Origin of the sequence: Tumebacillus flagellatus (assembly GCF_000714935.1) — a bacterium.
Lineage (GTDB): Bacteria > Bacillota > Bacilli > Tumebacillales > Tumebacillaceae > Tumebacillus > Tumebacillus flagellatus.
Genome location: NZ_JMIR01000015.1, coordinates 1 through 19,381, shown reverse-complemented (window position 1 = coordinate 19,381; position 19,381 = coordinate 1). Strand labels below are relative to the sequence as shown.

Below are 19,381 nucleotides of genomic sequence, written 5' to 3'. Positions count from 1 at the left end.
GGCGTGATTTTTGTCAGAAAGGAATCGGGTGAGAAGGCGCGAAACTTAGCACTACCAAGAGAACTTTCACGCTGGAGGAAAACATGAACGGAAACCAAGAACACGCAATGTGGATGGAGATCATTCAACGACTCCAAGCGGGCGAGATGCAGTCCGAAGTGGCTCGGGCGTACCGCATGTCCCGCGGGAAGTTCAGATATCGTTTGGCTAAATTTATGGAACAAGCCGGCATCGCCGAAATCGCCGTGACACGCTCTACGCTGGAAGAAGAGCAGGAGCCGACGGTACAGGAGCATGGAGAAAGAGCACCGGGTGTAGAGGCATCGGCTTCTGAGGAAGCGCTAGGTTCCGAGGAAGCTGTGGTTTCCGAGGAAGCTGTGGTTTCTGAGGAAGCTGTGGTTTCTGAGGAAGTCGCCGTTTCTCAGGAAACTTCGCCTTCGTCTGAAAAACGGACTCCGACCCAAGTCGCGCTCCACCTCGACACTCCGCTCATCGACCTGTCCCTTCGTGACGCTTCGCTCGTCGACGAAACGTGGCACCGCAATCACGGGCTGAACCGCCTCGTCGCGATGGTCAAAGAACCGCGCACGCTGTTCGCCTACTGGGAGGTCAACGAATCGCGCAAACACCTGATCCAAGAGCACTTCCGCGCCGACTGGAACCAACTGCCGTTCTGCCTGCTGGTTCACGACGTCACCGACCTGCACTTCAACGGCTCGAACGCGCATCACACGATCCGCATCGACGTCAACCCGCGCGCCGAAAGCTGGTACATCCACGGCGTCACGCCGGGCCGCCGTTATCAGATCGACTTCTGCACGCAGACGATCACCGGACAACCGTTCGCGATCCTGCGCTCGAACATCGTCGAGACTCCGCCGCTCCCCAAACCGGGGAGCGAAGAGCCGCAGCTGAAATTCGGCACCCTGCACCAAGAAACGCCGGACTTCCTGCGCGCCAAGGACGCCGAACTCGCGCCGTCCGCCTTGCACCAAGAACCGTGGCACGACCAGTTCACCGGCTACAACCTCACGGAAACGCAAGCTTCCGGGGAAGGAGACAAGCTCTAATGGTAAAAGGCTACCTCGCACTCGTCCTGCACGCCCACTTGCCGTTCGTCCGTCACCCGGAAAGCGAGGCGTACTTGGAAGAGCGCTGGCTGTTCGAAGCGATCACCGAGACCTACATCCCGCTCTTGCAGGTCTACCAAGGACTGCTCGCCGACGGCGTGGAATTCCGCGTCACCATGTCGATCACGCCGACTTTGCTGTCGATGTTGACCGACCCGCTTTTGCAAAAGCGCTACCTCAAACACATCACGAAGCTGATTGAACTCGCGGAAAAAGAAGTCCTGCGCACCGAAGCGCAAGACCCGCAGTTCAACGGTCTCGCGTTCAAATACCTGAACCGCTTCACCACCCTGCGCGAGTTCTACCTGCGCTATCACGGCAACTTGATCACCGCGTTTCGTGAACTGCAAGACCTCGGGAAGCTGGAGATCATCACGTGTGCCGCCACGCATGCTTTCCTCCCGAACGTGATGACGGAGGAAGCGATCCGCGCGCAACTGCAAACGGCTGTCGACTTGCACACCCGCCACTTCGGCCGTGCTCCGCAAGGCATCTGGCTGCCGGAGTGCGGATACGTGCCGGAACTCGACGCGCTCTTAAAAGAAGTCGGCCTGCGCTTTTTCTTCACCGACGCGCACGGCGTGACGACCGTCGAACCGGCTCCGGTGTTTGGCACCTGTTCTCCGGTGTTGACTCCGCACGGCGTGGCGGCGTTCCCGCGCGACATGGAGTCGTCCAATCAAGTTTGGAGCACCCAAGAAGGCTACCCCGGCGATTTCAACTACCGCGAATACTACCGTGACATCGGCTTCGACTTGCCGTTTGAAGACGTGCGCGACTACATCCATCCGGACGGCATCCGCATCAGCACCGGCGTCAAGTATTTCCGCATCACGGGCAAAACAGGCGAGAAGGAACCGTACAACCCGCAATGGGCGCGAGAAAAAGCTGCCGAACACGCCGGCAACTTCCTGTTCAATCGGGAGCGGCAAATCGAGCATGCGTCCGCGCACATGGGCCGCCGACCGATCATCGTCGCGCCCTACGACGCGGAATTGCTCGGCCACTGGTGGTACGAGGGCCCGATCTGGCTGGACATGCTGTTGCGCAAACTGCACTTCGACCAGACGACCGTGCAAACGATCACGCCGTCCGAATATCTCGGGCTCTACCCGGATTTCCAAGTGTGCCGTCTGCCGATGTCGTCGTGGGGGAGAGGCGGGTATGCGGATGTTTGGCTGCGCGGAGAAAACGACTGGATCTATCCGGCGCTGCACCGTATGGAACGCCGCATGATCGACCTCGCCGACTCCTTCCCGCAGCCGTCGGAGCTGCAACGCCGCGCCTTGAACCAAGCGGCGCGCGAGTTGATGTTGGCGCAATGCAGCGACTGGGCGTTCATCATGGACAACAAAACGATGGTCGAATACGCCGTCAAACGCACCAAGCACCACGTCAACCGCTTTGACGCGCTGGACGGGATGCTCTGCAAAGGCAACATCAACGAGATGTGGCTCGCGAAGGTCGAATGCCACGACAATATTTTCCCGGAAATAAATTTCGAAGCGTACCGTTCCCGCCATGAACGTCGCCGTTTCGCTCCGGCTGCGCGTCCGCGCGTGCTCGTCCTCTCGTGGGAGTTCCCGCCGATGACCGTCGGCGGTCTGTCGCGCCACGTCTACGATCTCACCCGCTACTTGGTGAAAAACGGCTGGGACGTGCACGTCGTAACCACGGAAGCGGAAGGGGCTCCCTATGAAGAAGTGGTCGAGGGCGTGCATGTGCACCGCGCGCACGTGTTGAAACCGGACGGAGCGGAGTTTGTGCACTGGGCGTTCCAGCTCAACTTGATGATGATCGACACCGTGCAGGGATTGCTCGACGCGGGCCTGACATTCGACTTGATTCACGCGCACGACTGGCTGGTTTCGTACGCCGCCGAATCTCTAAAAAAACAAACGGGCACCCCGTTGGTCTCGACGATCCACGCGACGGAGCACGGGCGCAACCACGGCATTCATACGGACTTGCAGCGCTATATCCACGAATTGGAGTGGAAGCTGACGTACGAATCAAAGCGCGTGATCCTCTGCTCGACGTACATGAAGCGGGAAGCGGAGCAGGTGTTTGAACTGCCATCGGACAAGCTCGACGTGATCCCGAACGGCGTCGACCCGGAGCTGTTGCAACCAGTCGGGACGGCGGAGGGAGGCAAGTGTGTTTTTGCCCGAGAAGGCGAGCGCTTGGTGATGTTCGTCGGACGTCTGGTGCGGGAGAAGGGCGTGCACACGCTGTTGAACGCCGTCCCGATGATCCTCGACGAATTCCCGAACGCGCGGTTTGTCATCGCGGGCAAAGGCCCGGCGATGGAGTCCCTCCAAGAACAAGCCCGCGCGATGGGGATCGCGGATCGGGTGCGTTTTACGGGATTCATCTCGGACGAAGAGCGCAACACGCTGTTCCAAGAAGCGGATGCGGCCGTTTTTCCGAGCCTGTACGAGCCGTTTGGCATCGTGGCGCTGGAAGCGATGGCGGCGAACACGCCGGTGGTCGTGTCGGACGTCGGCGGGCTTGGTGATGTCGTGCAGCACGGGCACAACGGGCTGAAGATGTACGCCGACGACGCGTATTCGCTCTCGTTGCAAGTGCGGGATTTATTGCGCGACCCGGCGTATGGAGAACGTCTGGCGAGAACGGCGTTGGAAGAGATCGACCGCTACAACTGGCATGCGATCGCAGAGCAGACGATTGCGGTGTATCGCAGGGTGTTGGGATTGGAAGTCCGGGTGCCGCACGTGCTGGAAGCGGCGGCGGCCTTGGAGTAGAGAGAAGAGAATATGTGAGGGAGGCCGTCTGCAGGGAGAGCGGCGGTCCAACAGCTACCGGATGTGACAGTTGTTTTTTTCGGAAAAAACGAACATCGAGGAGGAGCAGACCCGCATGAAAGCTGTGATCATGGCCGGCGGCAAGGGAACCCGCCTGCAACCGTTGACGAACCGAATGCCAAAGCCGATGGTGCCGTTGTTGGAGCGGCCGTGTATGGAGTATATTGTGGACTTGCTCAAGCGCCACGGCATCACCGACATCGCCGTCACTTTGCAATACTTGCCGGACGTGATCAAGCAGCACTTCGGCGACGGTTCTGCGCATGGAGTGCGTCTGCACTACTTCGAAGAGCACACTCCGCTCGGGACAGCGGGCAGTGTGAAAAACGCCTCCGACTTCCTCGATGAGACGTTTTTGGTGATCAGCGGCGACGCGCTGACCGACTTCGACTTGACGAATGCGATCCGCTTCCACAGAGAGAGGGAAGCGCTCGGCACGATGGTGCTCACCGAAGTGGACGACCCTACACGCTTTGGCGTCGTCACCACCGACGAGTTCGGACGCATCGTCCGGTTTCAAGAGAAACCGAGTCGGGACGAAGTGTTCAGCCACACCGTGAACACCGGAATATATGTGCTGGAGCCGGAGATTTTGACTTTCTTCGAGCAAGGTCAAGAGTACGATTTCAGCAAACAGCTCTTCCCGCAGGTGCTGGAGCAGGGACTTCCGCTCTACGGCTGCGTGGGCGAGGGATACTGGTCGGACATCGGCACGCCGGATCAGTACCGGGAGACGCAGGTGGATATGATCTACGGGCGGGTGCAGGTGCAGGTGGAGACCAACCTCGTGGCTCGAACGGGTTGAAAAAAGAAACCGCCCGTCTCCTCGGAGGCGGGCAGTTTTCTTTTTGAGCACCACGGGATGGCATGCCCCAATTGACATTCCTCAGTTTTTTGATACTGTAGTACTAAGTTCATATCCGTCGGATGAAGCTGCGGGAATCAACAACCGTACGTGGACGACACTCTGGAGAGACCCGTATCGTGCGGGCGCCGAAGGGGCAAACAGATGGTGTATCTGTGAAACTCTCAGGCAAAAGGACAGAGTCAGGCAAGGGATGTTTTTTTCCAATGACTCTGTCCATTTCTCGTGTTGAGAAATGGGCTTTTTTATTTTTTCCCAATGGAGGGGACGCAACATGAACAACACAAACCAGCAACGCAAACAGGGGATCGTCACCGTCGTCGGCATCGACCGCATCGGGATCATCGCAACGGTCAGCGCCGCACTTGCCGAGTACAAGCTGAACATCGTGGACATTCGGCAGACTGTCATGAACGAGTTTTTCACCATGATCATGGTCGTCGATCTCGCCCAAGCCGCACACACCCTCAAGGATCTGCAAAGCAAACTCGCCGAGATCGGAACCGAGCAGAATCTGCAAATCACCTTGCAAAGCGAAGAAATCTTCCACGTCATGCACCGCATCTAGTTCACGAAGCATTACCCGGCATCAACCAGCACCAACCAGCACCAACCAGCACCAACCAGACAGGAGAGGTCAATATGTCCTACAGCAACCAAGAGATCCTCGAAACGCTCGCGATGATTCAGATGGAAAACCTGGACATCCGCACGGTGACGATGGGCATCCACATCGCCGATTGCCGCCGCGACTCCCTGCAAGCCACGCTCGACGAACTGACGAAAAAAATCACCCGCTACGCCGGCCGCCACGTCCAAACCTGCCAAACCATCGAGCAGGAACTGGGCATTCCCATCGTCAACAAACGCCTGTCGATCACGCCGGTCGCGCTGGCGTTGCCCGGTTTCTCCTCCGAGGAGTACGTGCAAATCGCCGTCCGTCTCGATCAGATCGCCAAAGACTTGGGTGTGGATTTCGTCGGAGGCTTCTCCGCACTCGTGCACAAAGGGTTTACAAACGCCGACCACGCCCTGATCCAAGCGCTGCCGGAAGCGCTCTCCGTCACGGAGCGCGTCTGTGCGTCCGTCTCCGTCGCGTCCACCCGCGCCGGCATCAACATGGACGCCGTCGAGTTGATGGGACGCATCATCCGCGAAACGGCGGAGAAAACGGGAGAGCGCTTCGGCATCGGCGCCGCCAAACTCGTCGTGTTCTGCAACCCCGTCGAGGACAACCCGTTCATGGCAGGCGCGTTTCACGGACCGAGCGAACCGGAAGTGGTCGTGCATGTCGGAGTCAGCGGCCCCGGCGTCGTGCTCGCCGCGCTGAAAAACCACCCCGACGCCACATTTGACGAGATCTCCGAAATCATCAAGCGCACCGCATTCAAGATCACCCGCGCCGGACATCTCGTCGGCCGCATCGCCGCCGAACGCCTCCAAGTACCGTTTGGCATCGTCGACCTCTCGCTTGCGCCGACGAACGCCATCGGAGACAGCGTGGCGGAAATTTTGGAATGCATGGGCCTTGAACATTGCGGCGCGCACGGCACGACCGCCGCACTCGCCCTGCTCAACGACGCCGTCAAAAAAGGCGGCGCGATGGCGACCACTTCCGCAGGCGGCTTGTCCGGGGCGTTCATCCCGGTCAGCGAAGACAACGGCATGATCGCCGCCATCGAAGCAGGCGCGCTCTCCCTCGCCAAACTCGAAGCGATGACCGCCGTCTGCTCCGTCGGCCTCGACATGATCGCCGTGCCGGGCAGCACTCCGGCTGAAACGCTCTCCGCGCTGATCGCCGACGAGATGGCGATCGGCATGATCAACAAAAAAACGACCGCCGTCCGCGTCATTCCCGTTCCCGGCGCAAGCGTCGGCGATCACGTGGAATTCGGCGGCTTGCTCGGCCGCACCCCGATCTTGGAAGTCAGTCCGTTTTCTTCTGCGAAATTCATGCAGCGCGGCGGACGCATCCCGGCGCCGATTCAGTCTTTGACGAACTAGGCAGATCAACCTGATCTCGTACAGGCACCAATCCGCCCTCTGCCGCTTATCATGAGGTTATCCACCCCAAACCCCGTCAAGAATGGTCGTAGAAGGGAGAGATGACCCCATGAAAGCTCTGCATGACTTGTTGGAGGCGATGCGCCTGCCCAATGGGGCCTATGTCGCCAGCCCCTCCAACGACTATTCCTACGTTTGGATTCGTGATATCGCCTACACCGTGCTCCCGTACTTGCACACCGACTGCGGACGGTATGAAGCCGCGTATCATGCCTTGCTGGACTTGTTTCGCCAGTACGAGTGGAAGATCGACATCCACACCCGCCAGAAACCGGTGCTTCAATATGAATACATCCACGCCCGTTATTCGGTAGACCTCCGCGAAGTGCCCGATCCGTGGGGCCATGCCCAAAACGACTCCATCGGCCTGTTCCTCTGGGGGCTCGGCCAGGGCGTCCGCCATGGAAAGCGCCTCCTCCGCGACCGGCGCGACCAAGACATCGTGCAAAAACTCGTCTACTACCTCGGCTGTCTCCAGTACTGGCAAGAACCGGACAACGGCATCTGGGAAGAGTACGTCGAACTTCACGCGTCTTCCGTCGGCGCGTGCGTCGCCGGGCTCAAAGCGGTTTCGCTGCTCGTCAACGTTCCGCAGGAATGGATTGCCCGCGGCGAGGAGACGCTCAAACAACTCCTCCCGCGAGAAAGCGCCACCAAAGAAACCGACCTGGCGCTGCTCTCGCTGATCTACCCCTACGAAGTCGTCAACCGCGCCACCGCGCTGCGCATTCTCGGCGATGTCACGCAAAAACTGGAGCGCACGCACGGCGTGATCCGCTACGCCGGCGACCGCTACTACAACGAAGGCAGCGAAGCCGAGTGGTGCTTCGGCTTCCCGTGGCTCGGCCTCTGCTACGCACAACTGGGCGACCGTCAAAAAGTCCGGCACTACTGGAAAAAAACCGCCGCCCTGCTCGACGCCAACCACGGCAACATGCCTGAACTCTACATCGGCGGCACGGGGCAACCGAACCCAAACAACCCGCTTGCGTGGGCCGTGTCGATGACCCTGCTCCTTCACGAGCAGACCGACCCGGAAACGAAAACGGAAGCCGCCCGGAATGTGCAACCCGCGGCCCACTACGAAAAAAAGGGGACAAGCGCCTAAGCGCCGTCCCCTTTCTTGTGGTATTTCATGAATTACTCGACGATTCCTTGCTCGCTGTCTTCCGTCACTTCCAGCCATTCGTCGAGCACCTTTTTGTCCAGTACGCGCGCGGTGATCATCGCTTCTTGCTTTGCGTTGAACAGGTGTTTCCAATCCGCCTCCGCACCTTCCGCAATCCGAACCGCCATCAAGAGACCCGCCCACGCCGCATGACGCTTATACCAAAAGAATGTCTGTTGCTCCATCATGTACGGATATAAGTCGTCAAACGCGGTATGCTTGCAGGCAAGCGTTCTGTCCAACTCTTCTTTTGCCTCCGAAACGTACTTTAAAACGTCAAATGACATGGGTTCTCCCTCCTTTGCTTCTGTCTCCATCATACCCCATGCAGGGCCTCCTCGAAAAGCCTCTTCAATTTCCGCCGGCCGCCGCTTCCGGCAACAACGGCGCATACATCATGATCGCATGGTTCTCCGTCACAAATTCCTGCCGCCGCTCTTCGCCGTCTTCGCCCAACACTCTTCGCCAGATCTGGTTGTGCCGCGTGTATCCGCCCCACGCTTCCTGCCGAAACGCATGCTCCCGCTCAAACACCTCGTACCGCTCCGTTTGCGGCTCTTCCGTCCGCCATTCGCCGACCAAGTGCGTCTCCGTCAAAAAAAGATGCAACACGTACGTCCGCTCCGTGTCATTGCGAATCTGCAAATCCACATAATTGTACGCGCACGTCGCGCCGCTGCCAAACGGCTGCGTGCGGTTGGAGTCGGGAAACACATCGTACTGGTGCCGATACCGCTCCGTCACCGTCAGCGGCGTATGCAGCGTCATCCAGTAGATCAAGTTCGACAACTGGCACAGCCCGCCGCCCGTCTCCGCACGGAACCCGCCTTCATGAAGCACCATGCCCGGCAGATACCCTTTCGCTTTCGTGGGATTGCCGATCAACTTCCAATAGCTCATCGTGTCGCCAGGCCGCAGGACGAGCCCGTTCAAGCGGGGAATGGCGAGGGTGAGGTTGTGGACTTTGTTGTGCTGGAGCCACATGTCGACATGGCGAAGTTTGCGCAGCAACAGCGTGCGGTGCGTAAACGCCACATGCCGGTAGGGTGTTTTTTCCCACGGAGTTTGTACTTGTTCAGAAGTGTATCGCACGCGCGAGAACGTCCATTGCAGACGGCGGCGCATGCGGAAATAGAGCATGCCAAGCTGCAAGTGCAGCCAACTTCTCTTTTTTGGTTTCATGTGAAATCGAACCCCCTTCTGGCTATTAGTGGGGGGGACCTTCCAAAATGTTACACCCGCTCTGAAAAAAAGAAACCGCCGCCCGAGGGCGACGGCATCTTGGCATCCGATTGTTTAAATCAAGGTCAGCACCAAGGACGAAAGCCCGAGGCACGTTGCGATCAAGTACAGGAACACAACCGCTTGCTTTTGGTTCAGACCGCGGTCCATCAAACGGTGATGGGCGTGCGTGCGGTCCGGCGAGTAGATCGGTTTGCCGTTGATCGCGCGGCGGATCGTCACATAGAACGCGTCAAAAATCGGCAGGCCCAGCGCCACGACCGGAACGAGGACGGAGGCGATGGTGATCGACTTGAACGCGCCGAGAATCGAGATCGCGGCGAGCATGTAGCCGAGGAACATCGAGCCGGTGTCGCCCATGATGATCTTGGCGGGGAAGAAGTTGTGACGCAGATAGCCAAGCGTCGTGCCGACCAGCGTCGCGGTCAACAGCGCCGTAGTGGTTTGTCCCATCAAGAGCGTGACGACCAGCAGCGTGCCGCCCGCAATGGCCGCGACCCCGCCCGCCAAACCGTCGATGCCGTCGAGGAAGTTGAACGCGTTGATCACGCCGACCACCCAGAGGACGGTGAGGATTTGACCGAGAATCGGGTGGAACGTGACGTACCCGATGTCGCCAAACGGAATGTTCACGCCGTGCACGACCGTGCCCGACAGAATCAAGCAGTAGGTGGCGACGATTTGGCCGATAAATTTCGGCAGGGCGGGGAAGTCCTTGCCCCGCGTCTTGAAGTAGTCGTCGAGAAACCCGACGAGCACGAGCACGCCGATCCCGGCGAGGATGCCCCAGAGGGTCAAGTCATCGTCCGGAGTATCGCCGTAGCGGTAGATGAAAAAGCTCACGAACAGAACGAACACCACGATCATGCCGAGTCCGCCCAGCATCGGGAGCGGTTCTTTTTGTTTCTTTCGTGCGTTGGGCTTGTCCACGTAGCCGTAGCGGATCGCGATCTTGCGGAACAGCGCGACGCTTAGGAAACTGCACAACGCGGCAGCCAACATCACCCAAAGGACCGTCACAGGGAGTCCCTCCCAAAATGGATTTTATCTCTCCTTATTGTCGTCCCGACTGTCGAAAGCTGTCAAGAGGAAAGTATGGTAAAGTAGAGGAAGCAGAGGCAAATGACAGGAGGTTGAAACATGACTCTCTCCAGTTGGATCATCGGTTTGCTCGGGGCCGCCGTGATCGCCGGGCTTGCGTACTGGAAGCGCTCGTTGTCGGCGAGCGGCTTTGCGGCGGCGGTGATCGCGGGGACTGTGCTGTACGCCGTCGGGAGTTTGGCGTGGTTCGGGACGTTGATCGCGTTTTTCGTTTCGTCGTCGTTGCTCTCGAAGTGTAAGCAGAAAGCGAAGTCCGCCGCCGAATCCACGTATGAAAAAACCGGACGCCGCGACGCCGGACAAGTGTTTGCCAACGGAGGCATCGCGGTGATTCTCTGTTTGCTGAACGCGCTGTTCCCGCACTTTCTCTGGTGGGCGGCGTTTGTCGGCGTGCTCGCGACGGTGAACGCCGACACGTGGGCGACGGAAATCGGCGGGCTCTCGTCGTCGGAACCGCGCTCGATCCTCACATTGAAAAAAGTCCCGACCGGCACGTCCGGCGGCATCTCGCTTGCGGGTACGCTGGCGACGATGGCGGGCGGGTTGTTTATCGGGCTGTGCGCGTGGCTGTTTTCCTTGGGCAGCGGCAGTGCGGCGCTGCACGTGTCGTTTGGGTGGTTGTTGTGGACCGGCCTCGTCGCGGGCACGATCGGGTCGTTGACCGATTCGGTGATCGGCGCGAAGTGGCAATGGATGCGGCGCTGCGTCGTCTGCGGCAAGGATGTCGAAGCCGCAACGCATTGCAGCACGAAGACCAGCTACTTGCGCGGAGAGAAATGGATGAACAACGATGCGGTCAACATGATCGCGTCGCTCGCGGGGGCGGTCATCGCAGTCCTTGCCACCGCGAGTTTGTAAAAAAGGAACCAGCGCCCACGGCCTGTTCTTCGGGAGGCAACAGCCAACTTCACGACACCTGGTAAGTGAAAAGCCAGCGCCCACGGCGTTTTGGACATGAAAAGCCAACATCCACGAGCGTGGTGTTGGCTTTTTTTAGTTATTCAGCTGTGACTTCCTCGATCAGATCGAGGCGTTGCAGCAGTCGAATAAACGCCAGCGAGAACGGGACGTCCTTCTTATCCGTTTCCAGCTCCGCAAGCTTGAGTATTTCCGCGAGCGTGCGCTTGCCGTCCATATAATATTGAACAAAAACGCCGGTGTCGTGAAGCGCGTCGTCTTGCGCGCGCACCCACGCCTCCCGCTCCTCCGGCGTCAACTGCCGCAGAAAGCCGTTCAGGTCGAGCGGCCCGATCCCGCGTCGACGGAACACTTTCTGCAAGAGCGGGTCGGCCGCTTCCGCCGTCGTCGCCGCAACTTCCGCCAGCGTCTGCGCGGACGCTTGCAACAGGCTTTCCAACTCGGCGGCAAAGTGCTCGCAGACCGCTTCGACGAAGGTGATTTTTTTTGCGAGGTCGCTTTGGAATCGCTCTTCGTCCTCTGCAAGGACGAGGCGCTGCAAGGAGCGAAGGTCGGCGATCTTGCAGTCCTTCAGCCACAGCAGGCGCTCGGCCGCGAGCGCGCCTTCAATCAACCCTTCGCGCACGCTTCGAACTTGCACTTCCAACTCTTGCGCCAAGTTTGCCGCCATGCGGGACGCGAGCGCGAGGAGGTCCGGCAGTTCGGCGTTGGACACCCAATACAAGTACGCCGCCGCCGTGGACGCGACCCGTCCCATCATCTGCGGGCTCAAGTTGTCGACCGTGTCAAACGACGTATGGTAAAACTTATCCGGCCACGTGATCATCATCGGACAGGGAATGCCCACCGTCGGGTCGGCGAGGATGTAATGGTCGCTGCCCGGCGAGAACGGCGTCAGCAAGTGGTTCGTCAGCGAATACCCGAACGTGCGGTTAAAATCGCGGCAATCTTCCGCCGCCAGCTCCCAGATCCCGTACGCCAACTCGGCGGTATAAGAAGGAAGCGAACGCGACGATTTCACGACGGTCAACGGCCCCCCGCTTTTCGCCGGATCGGCGCCGACCATGTCGAGGTTGAGCGCCGCCACTGTCCGCGCCAGCCGTTCTTGGCGGTGGTTGATGTGCGCATGCGTCCCCGTAAATTCCGGCATCAGCAAAAAACGAATCCCCCGCCGCGGCTTTGCCACCCGCCCTTCCCGGATCAGCCGCTGCAGCGTGCGGGCGGTTTCCAGCAAGACGCTCGGCCCGGACGCGTTGTCGTTGCCGCCCGGTTTCGGGTGGCAGAGGTGCGAGACGAGGAGGACTTCTTCGTCGGTCTCGCCCGGGATGAACGCTTCCACGTTCTCGATCTGCCCTTCCAGAAGTTGTGCTTCGACGCGAGCCCGGACGGTGACAGGGCCTTTTTTGCAAAGGGCGCGCAGTTCGTCGCCGACGCGGGGGGAGACGGCGAATCCAAACGACGTCAGCGACTCGTCATACCACCAAAACGACGTGTACTGCACGGCGTCCGCCAAATCCTCGCGCGTGCGCAAGGGCGGAAACGCCGTCATGTTGTCGGTCACAATCCCGAGCGCGCCGAATTTCTCGACGGCGAGTTGGTGGATGCGCATCTGCGAGCCGCGCGCGAGGACGAGTTTGCCGCGCACGTCGATGCCTTGATAGCCCGCTTCTTCCACCGCGTTCTCCACCAGCACGAGTTCGGCCGTCACGCCCTCGGGCGGCGTGGCGGTGCTGCGCTGGATGACGGAAAGCTCCATTTCGGTATAGCGCGCAAGACGCTTGGACACCGGGTGAAGCAGTTGGAGTTCCGCTTCTTGGCAGCGCCACTCCCGAAACGAGCGGGAGTTTCCGAAGTAGACGTCCGGCGTGGCCGGGTAGCTGACGATCTCGGCGTCGAGGCCGTACTCGCGCAGGCGGTTGACGCAATACTGCGCCGCCTCGCGATAGCCCGGCGAGGCTTGGATGCGGTGGTGGGTGGAGATCACGCGGGCATGGTTCAGGGCCGCTTCGCCCGAGGCTTCCGCTTGGAAGGGAGCAAGCCATTTGTTCAGCATCTCAGAGTTCCCCCTTGTCTGGTTGTTTAGTTTGAATATATAGTTTTTTGCGAAAAAAAGCACGCGACTGTCTCGCGTGCTTTCATTCCAACCATTGCACATATCCAAACCGGCCCTTCGCGCGGGCGATGGCATCGACGCGATCCGGGAAGAGCAGGGAGAGACGGTAATACACAAATTCCTCGGAGACCAGAAATTCCTCCGCCAACTGGGAGATGTCGACCGCTTGGTCGTAGGACAGCAGGACTTCCTCCATCATTTGCAGCGGCATGTAGAGGTAGGTGGAGAAATCCTTGGCTTGGCGCTCTTGCTTGGCGTGCAGGTGTTTGGTCGTCTCGGTCTGCGAGATCGTGTGCAGGTAGAGATGCGCAAACTCTTCGCCGCAGAGTTCCTTGAACTGCAGGTAGTCGACGCCCTTCTGAATGTAGATGTATCCCTTGCGAAAACCCGTGCAGACCGAAAACGTCAGGTCTGGCTCTGTGGAAGCGCGGATCTTGATTTTGTAGTAGTCGCAGATTTCACGGATGTCGATCTGGTCCGGGTATTTGAAATCAAATCGGGTCAGTAGATGGTTGGCGCGGTCTTCCATCATCGACGGCACACGGCAGCCGGGTACGAGTTTTGCGAATTTCACGTTAGGAATCAGGCTCCTCGTCATCGTCGTTCTCAAGATCTTCCTTGATGATGTCCCACATGCGAATCAACTTGCGCAGCTTGTCCTGCGGTGCAACCGACAAGTCATGGAAAAAAGCCCGAAACCCTTCGTGCCGTCTCATCTCTTGCAACACGGCGAGCTCCTCCGGCGCGAGATGCTTCGCGATCGGGTCGTCCGCCCCGGCCGCGGGCTCGGGCATGCGTCCGAGCAACAGAAAGTCGGCCGGCACGTCAAAAGCTTGCGCGAGGTTTGCGATGTCGTCCGTATCCGGCGTCGAATACTCCCGCTCCCAGTTGGAGACGACTTGCGGGGAAACGTGGCTTTTCTGGGCCAGGTCTTTCTGCGTCCAGCCCTTCTGCTTGCGAAGGTCGCGAATGCGCTTTGCGACCGTGGTCATGTGCAGACCCCCTCCTTTTCTGTCTCCTAGTATATTACATCTTGACACTAACGGGAAGCGTTATTATGATGTGAGTACGATAAATTAACGGATTTCGTTAGGACGAAAGCTGTGAACTTGAGGAGAGTGGTTGACGATGAAGCAGACCCTGGACGATTTGAACATTGAACCCAAGAAAACCCGCGCCCGCGTGGAGGGAATTTTGGAATCTTGCCGACTGTATATGCAGATCGGCTACCATCCCGGACACGAAACCCGCACGACCGCACGCTACAGCCTCACGCCGTCAAGCGTTACGAACACGTTTCACAGCAGCACGGAAAGCATCGCGCAGAAGAACGTCGACGAAGAACGCCGCCGCCGCGAGCTGGTCGAGAGCGTTTGGGCGGCGGTGGAGATGCTTAACGACGTGGAGAAGCAAATCGTGAAGATGCGGTATTTGGAAGATGACGATGCGCTGGACTACATTGTGTTCGGCGAATTGAACCTCAGCGAACGCAAGTACTACCGGGTGAAAGCGAGAGCGTTTCTGAAATTGGCGTTGGCGATGGGAGTCGCCGTGTATAAGGAAGCTGTTTGATCATAGAGAGCATGAAAAACCGCCGTGGAAGCCGGCGGTTTTTTTCTGAAATCAATTGGCAGAAATTTGGCAGTAACGGGACAGGTTAGTTTCCTTAGGCCGTGCTACTATGTTAGTAAGCCAATCAAGGCAAAGCACCAAAACCACCACAACCCCACACCACCCACGCTTTTTTGAAAAGCCGCCAGAGCATCCGACTGGCGGCTTTTGATTTGAAGGAGGTGAGTTGCATGTAGTTTTAACACGCGGAGCCGTGAAACGGACTGCTGAAAGGAGGGAACAGAATGACCGTTCAACAAACGGACCCCTTGCAGTCGATCACGCAGACGTTGCGCACGCTCACGACCCCGATGGGAGTGGTCACGGTCAGCCAAAGCTGGCCCGACCCGAACGTGACGTCGGTGGAAACAAACTTGCCCTGTCTCTTCGTCTACCCTGTGCGGGAGCGGGGCACGTACATCGGAAGCGTCAACACCGTGTTCGCCACGGTGAAAAACGCCGATGATACCACCGCCACGATCTATCGGGAGAAGCAGCGCAAAACGTACGAACTCCGGCTTACCTTGGTCACCGCAACGGCTGACGAATTGAGCCGGATCGGGTGGAAGATCGAACAGGCGCTGAACACCAACACGCGTCTGAACACCGGCAATCCGCTGGTGGACATTGTGACATTCACGTACTTCGGGCAATACAACGCCCCGCCGAGCGACGCCGGCGCGCATCAGCGCGACATGACGTTCAACGTCTCTGTCCGCGTGCTCGACGCCGAAACCGTCTATCTGCTCAAAAAACTGTCGCTGTCCGAAGACAGCGATCTGGAATCCAACTTATAAGGAGTGTTGAAGACGATGCAATTTGTACAGAACCTCAACAACTTGATCCTGGACGATCAGTACTTCCTCGAAGTTCCGACCGCTGAAGGCAGCGCTTCCGCCCCGACCGGCAACATCGGTCTCGTCGGCACGTTCTCCCGCGGTCCGCTGAACACCCCGACGCTGGTGACTTCGTATCCGGACCTCGTCAAAAAATTCGGTGACGTCGACCCGGAATTCGCTTTGACCGGCACCCTGACCGCACGCGGGATCTTCAAGCAAGGCAACGCGAACGTCTACGTGGTTCGCGTCTCTTCTTCGACCGCTCCGGCTGCACAAGCCCAAGTCGAGGTCCAAGATGCGGAAGGCACCGCCGTCCTCACGCTTAAAGCCAAAACCCCGGGCACTTGGGGCAACGCGCTCTCCGCTGCGATCTCGGCGGGCACCAAGTCCGGCACGATCAAAGTTGAACTGCAATACGGCAGCGAGTTTGAATCTTGGGACAACGTCCTGTTGGTCAAACCGGCTGCGCCGATCGCCGGGACCTTGCTTGCCTCGTCCGTTTTTGGCGAGAAGGGAGCTTCGCAGTTGGCGGAGATGGAGATTCTTGCAACCGACGCGGCCGATCAGCCGAAGTTTGACACCTACTACCTCGCAGGCGGCACCGACGGTGCGGATGCGAAAGCGGCCGACTACAAAGGCTCCGCTTCCGGCACGACCAAAACCGGTCTGCACGCGCTCGATTCCGCGCCGATCAACTTGATCTTGGCGGCAGAGCAAGGCGATGACGACATCAACCAAGCGCTGATTGAAAACGCCGAAGGGATCACGCAAAACGGCGGTCTTCCGCGCATTGCGCTGATCACGTTCCCGCGCGCAACGTCCGTGTCGTCTCTGGGGAACTTGACCAAGCCGCAGGACACGGATCGTGCGATCGCCGTGTTCCCGTGGGTGCACATCAGCGATTCCGCAACGGGCACCACGCTGACCGTCTCGCCGGTCGGCTATTTTGCAGGCGTGCTCGCCGGACTCCAACCGCACCTCTCCACCGGCAACAAAAAAGTATCGGGCATCCTCGGCACCGATCCGAACCAAAACATCGGCCCGTCCGAACTGGTCGCGATGGTACAAGCGCGCGTCAACGCGATCGGCGTGCAAACCCCGGCCGGCCAAATCGGCATCCGCGGTTCCTTCACGCTCTCGCAAGAAGAAGCGCAATCGCAAATCCACGTGCGCCGCATGCAGGACTACATCAACCAACTGGTCTCCCAAGTGGGCGGTCAATTCGTGGATCAGCCGATCACCGATGACCTGATGCGCCAAGTCTACCACTGTGTGGACAACCTCTTGCAACCGATGAAAGCTCCGATCTCCCCGGCGGATCAGATGATCGCCGACTACAAAGTCGTCTGCGATGCTTCCAACAACCCGGCGTCGAGCATCGCGCAAAACCGCCTGATCTGCGATTACGGCGTCAAACTGCTCAACGTGAACCGCTTCATGATCTTCCGCACCCAAATCGGGACCGGCGTCGTCATCACCAAGCAGTCCTAATCTCATCTAAAATTCCAGAAGGAGTGACCTACCCATGTCTAAAGACCGTATCCTTGGTTCTTCCGCGAAAATTGAGCTGTACACCGACCGTGGTGTCATGACCATCGAGGTGGACGGCTTCTCGAAAAACCAAAAGCACGAAGTGAAAGCGCGCAACCCGCTCGGCAACATCGGCGAACATCACCAAGTCATCTACAAAGGCTGGGAGCTGGACTTCAAACTCGGCAAAGTGGACGGCCAAGTGGCTGAATTCTTCCAAACGATCGACGATGCGCTGCTGGCGGGCAAATCGACCCCGCGCGTGCGTGTCGTGGAAACCGTCAAACACTTTGACGGCCAAAACGAAGTGTGGGTGTATCCGGACACCGTGCTGTTCGGGTACAAATCGGACGCGGCGAACGCGGCGGACGAAATCAAGGAAGAGTTCAAGGGCGCTTGCAACAAGCGTCTGCGCGGCTAATCGTTTTTTTTCAATCGGTTTGATCTAAACTCTACACAATTCAAGGAGGGCTCACCCCATGCAAGCACAAGAATTCAACCCGCAAGTCGTCGTCGAAACCACCCCGGACGCACCGGTCTCCGTGCCGGTTCCGACCTCGCAAGAACTTCCGTTCAACCAAGTCCGCCTCTCGGACGGCCGACTTGTCGAGATGCGCGAGATGATCGGTTCCGACGAGATGATCGTCGCGGGTCAACTCGGCGGCGTGTTTGAACCGAACGGCGCGGGCGCCGTCATCTTCCAAAGCTGCCTGATCGTGCGCACCATCGTGAAAGTGGACGGCATGGAACCGCCGCGCTTCCGCAATTACGAAGGCGTCCGTGATTTCCTCGCCGGCTTCAAAGGCAAGGACTACACCAAGATCAAGAAGCTGTTTGAAAAGCTGAACGGCGACGGTGAGGGAAACGCCTAAGGGCCAAAATCGAAGCCCTGAAAAAATCCCCTGCCTTTGTGCAATGCCTGGCGTTGGCGCAGCGGCACATCTCGTTTGAGGAGTCGCAGCGCTGGCCGGCATACATGAGGGTGGCCGCCCTCGAATTGTTCGAAGAGGCTGATCAAAAAGAGAGCCGCCCTGGATAGGGGCGGTCTCTTTTTTTAGGCTGAGCATTTCCCAAGGAAAGGAGGTTGGGCGATGGATGATTTTTTATTGAAGAGCGTTGAGGATTCCATGGTGTTTATTCGACAGTACATGGAATTGGCGACGGGCTATATGGATTTGATGGTCGAGGACGTTCTGGAGATGGTTGACGGGTTTGGCCGTGTGACAGATGAAGCGGCGAAGGCGGTCAAGGAATTTGACAAGTTGCCCAAGCAGATTGCGACGACCGTCAAGGAATTCGACAAACTGCCCAAAATCGCATCCGAAACCGTCAAAGAGCTGTGCAAGACGACCAAGATCGCTGAGTCGGTGGTGGCGGAGTACTGCAAAGTGACCAAGATTGCGACCGCGGTTGTGATGGAGTTCAGCCGCACTGTCAAAAGCGCTGTCAGCGTGGCGTTGGAGTTCAACACGACGGCGAACTATGCGGCGAAAGTGACGCAAGAGTTGTCGATTGCTGCGAAGATCACCGCGCAGATTGCGGCAGGGTTCGGGCTGACGGCGAAATTCGCCGCGACGATCGGAGCGGAACTGTCGCTGGCTGCCAAAATTGCGGCGCAGGTCGGAATGCAGATCGGCATGGCGGCGAAGCTGGCCGGGCGAGTGAGTTTGGAGTTTGCGCTGGCGGCGAAACTGGCGGCGCAAGTTTCCGCCACGTTTGGCTTGGTGGGCAACATCGGGCTCAAAGTGCAGGTGCAGTTTGGCGAGATCGGCAAGCTGATCGCCCAGGCGGTGCTCGACTTTGGATTGATTCCGAAAGCGGTGGCCCAGGTAATCAAGCAGTTTGAGCTGATCCCGAAAGCGATTGCCGACGCCGTGAAGCAGTTCGGCGCGATCCCGAAGGCAGCCGCCCACGTGATCAAGCAGTTTGGATTGATCCCGCAGGCGATTGCAGGCGTGGTCAAACAGTTCGCCGC

The 19,381-nt window shown here is 58.7% G+C and carries 18 protein-coding genes, 1 pseudogene and 1 riboswitch; of the genes and pseudogenes, 13 read left to right on the top strand and 6 right to left on the bottom strand.

Annotation, left to right across the window (positions count from 1 at the left end; translation table 11 throughout):
- The first annotated feature begins 83 nt into the window (after positions 1-83).
- From EL26_RS23740 to EL26_RS11365, 6 genes and pseudogenes are all read left to right on the top strand, one after another.
- On the top strand, positions 84-1,070 hold the full coding sequence (locus tag EL26_RS23740) for a DUF4912 domain-containing protein (RefSeq protein ID WP_052036274.1): 987 nt from the start codon (positions 84-86) through the stop codon (positions 1,068-1,070).
- Positions 1,070-3,895 carry a 1,4-alpha-glucan branching protein domain-containing protein gene (locus EL26_RS11385; protein WP_052036273.1) on the top strand — a complete coding sequence of 942 codons (2,826 nt, stop codon included), beginning with the start codon at positions 1,070-1,072 and terminating at the stop codon, positions 3,893-3,895. The genes EL26_RS23740 and EL26_RS11385 overlap by 1 nt, the downstream gene beginning before the upstream one ends.
- Positions 3,896-4,010: 115 nt before the next feature.
- Positions 4,011-4,748 (top strand): annotated as a pseudogene (locus EL26_RS11380) (nucleotidyltransferase family protein); the annotation flags it as partial.
- A gap of 164 nt (positions 4,749-4,912) precedes the next feature.
- Positions 4,913-5,010, top strand: a riboswitch (glycine riboswitch).
- A gap of 84 nt (positions 5,011-5,094) precedes the next feature.
- Positions 5,095-5,388, top strand: coding sequence for an ACT domain-containing protein (locus EL26_RS11375; protein WP_038088500.1), 294 nt, complete (start codon positions 5,095-5,097; stop codon positions 5,386-5,388).
- Between the two features lie 74 nt (positions 5,389-5,462).
- Positions 5,463-6,824: a PFL family protein gene (locus EL26_RS11370; protein ID WP_038088497.1), complete on the top strand. Its 1,362-nt coding sequence runs from the start codon at positions 5,463-5,465 to the stop codon at positions 6,822-6,824.
- Positions 6,825-6,933: 109 nt separating this feature from the next.
- The gene (locus tag EL26_RS11365) at positions 6,934-7,992 is read left to right on the top strand and encodes a glycoside hydrolase family 15 protein (RefSeq protein WP_152559249.1); all 1,059 of its coding nucleotides are present in this window, start codon (positions 6,934-6,936) and stop codon (positions 7,990-7,992) included.
- A 32-nt stretch (positions 7,993-8,024) separates the two neighbouring features.
- Here the strand turns inward: EL26_RS11365 and EL26_RS11360 are convergent, their stop codons facing one another.
- From EL26_RS11360 to EL26_RS11350, 3 genes are all read right to left on the bottom strand, one after another.
- Positions 8,025-8,339, bottom strand: a complete 315-nt coding sequence (locus EL26_RS11360) for a hypothetical protein (RefSeq protein WP_038088494.1) — start codon at positions 8,337-8,339, stop codon at positions 8,025-8,027.
- A 64-nt stretch (positions 8,340-8,403) separates the two neighbouring features.
- Positions 8,404-9,234 carry a VanW family protein gene (locus EL26_RS11355; protein ID WP_038088489.1) on the bottom strand — a complete coding sequence of 277 codons (831 nt, stop codon included), beginning with the start codon at positions 9,232-9,234 and terminating at the stop codon, positions 8,404-8,406.
- 114 nt (positions 9,235-9,348) lie between these two features.
- Complete coding sequence (locus EL26_RS11350; RefSeq protein WP_152559248.1) at positions 9,349-10,314, bottom strand: glycosyltransferase family 4 protein; 966 nt, start codon at positions 10,312-10,314, stop codon at positions 9,349-9,351.
- Positions 10,315-10,434: 120 nt separating this feature from the next.
- Between EL26_RS11350 and EL26_RS11345 the strand changes: the two genes are divergently transcribed.
- The gene (locus EL26_RS11345; RefSeq protein WP_038088487.1) at positions 10,435-11,253 is read left to right on the top strand and encodes a DUF92 domain-containing protein; all 819 of its coding nucleotides are present in this window, start codon (positions 10,435-10,437) and stop codon (positions 11,251-11,253) included.
- Between the two features lie 139 nt (positions 11,254-11,392).
- Here EL26_RS11345 and EL26_RS11340 read toward each other — a convergent pair whose 3' ends face one another.
- From EL26_RS11340 to EL26_RS23735, 3 genes are all read right to left on the bottom strand, one after another.
- Positions 11,393-13,366, bottom strand: a complete 1,974-nt coding sequence (locus EL26_RS11340) for a DUF4910 domain-containing protein (protein WP_038088484.1) — start codon at positions 13,364-13,366, stop codon at positions 11,393-11,395.
- 82 nt (positions 13,367-13,448) lie between these two features.
- Positions 13,449-14,000: an ImmA/IrrE family metallo-endopeptidase gene (locus EL26_RS11335; RefSeq protein WP_038088481.1), complete on the bottom strand. Its 552-nt coding sequence runs from the start codon at positions 13,998-14,000 to the stop codon at positions 13,449-13,451.
- Between the two features lies 1 nt (position 14,001).
- Positions 14,002-14,418: a helix-turn-helix domain-containing protein gene (locus tag EL26_RS23735; RefSeq protein ID WP_052036272.1), complete on the bottom strand. Its 417-nt coding sequence runs from the start codon at positions 14,416-14,418 to the stop codon at positions 14,002-14,004.
- A 136-nt stretch (positions 14,419-14,554) separates the two neighbouring features.
- On the opposite strand from EL26_RS23735, the gene EL26_RS11325 reads away from it, so the two are divergent.
- From EL26_RS11325 to EL26_RS11300, 6 genes are all read left to right on the top strand, one after another.
- Positions 14,555-14,998 carry an ArpU family phage packaging/lysis transcriptional regulator gene (locus EL26_RS11325; protein WP_038088478.1) on the top strand — a complete coding sequence of 148 codons (444 nt, stop codon included), beginning with the start codon at positions 14,555-14,557 and terminating at the stop codon, positions 14,996-14,998.
- Positions 14,999-15,282: 284 nt separating this feature from the next.
- The gene (locus EL26_RS11320; RefSeq protein WP_038088475.1) at positions 15,283-15,834 is read left to right on the top strand and encodes a hypothetical protein; all 552 of its coding nucleotides are present in this window, start codon (positions 15,283-15,285) and stop codon (positions 15,832-15,834) included.
- Positions 15,835-15,849: 15 nt separating this feature from the next.
- A complete protein-coding gene (locus EL26_RS11315) occupies positions 15,850-17,367 on the top strand; it encodes a phage tail sheath family protein (protein WP_038088473.1) in 1,518 nt (505 codons plus the stop codon).
- 34 nt (positions 17,368-17,401) lie between these two features.
- On the top strand, positions 17,402-17,827 hold the full coding sequence (locus EL26_RS11310; RefSeq protein ID WP_038088470.1) for a hypothetical protein: 426 nt from the start codon (positions 17,402-17,404) through the stop codon (positions 17,825-17,827).
- Between the two features lie 58 nt (positions 17,828-17,885).
- Positions 17,886-18,278, top strand: a complete 393-nt coding sequence (locus EL26_RS11305; protein ID WP_038088467.1) for a hypothetical protein — start codon at positions 17,886-17,888, stop codon at positions 18,276-18,278.
- A gap of 219 nt (positions 18,279-18,497) precedes the next feature.
- A partial coding sequence (locus EL26_RS11300; RefSeq protein WP_038088464.1) for a hypothetical protein occupies positions 18,498-19,381 on the top strand: 884 nt, incomplete at its 3' end.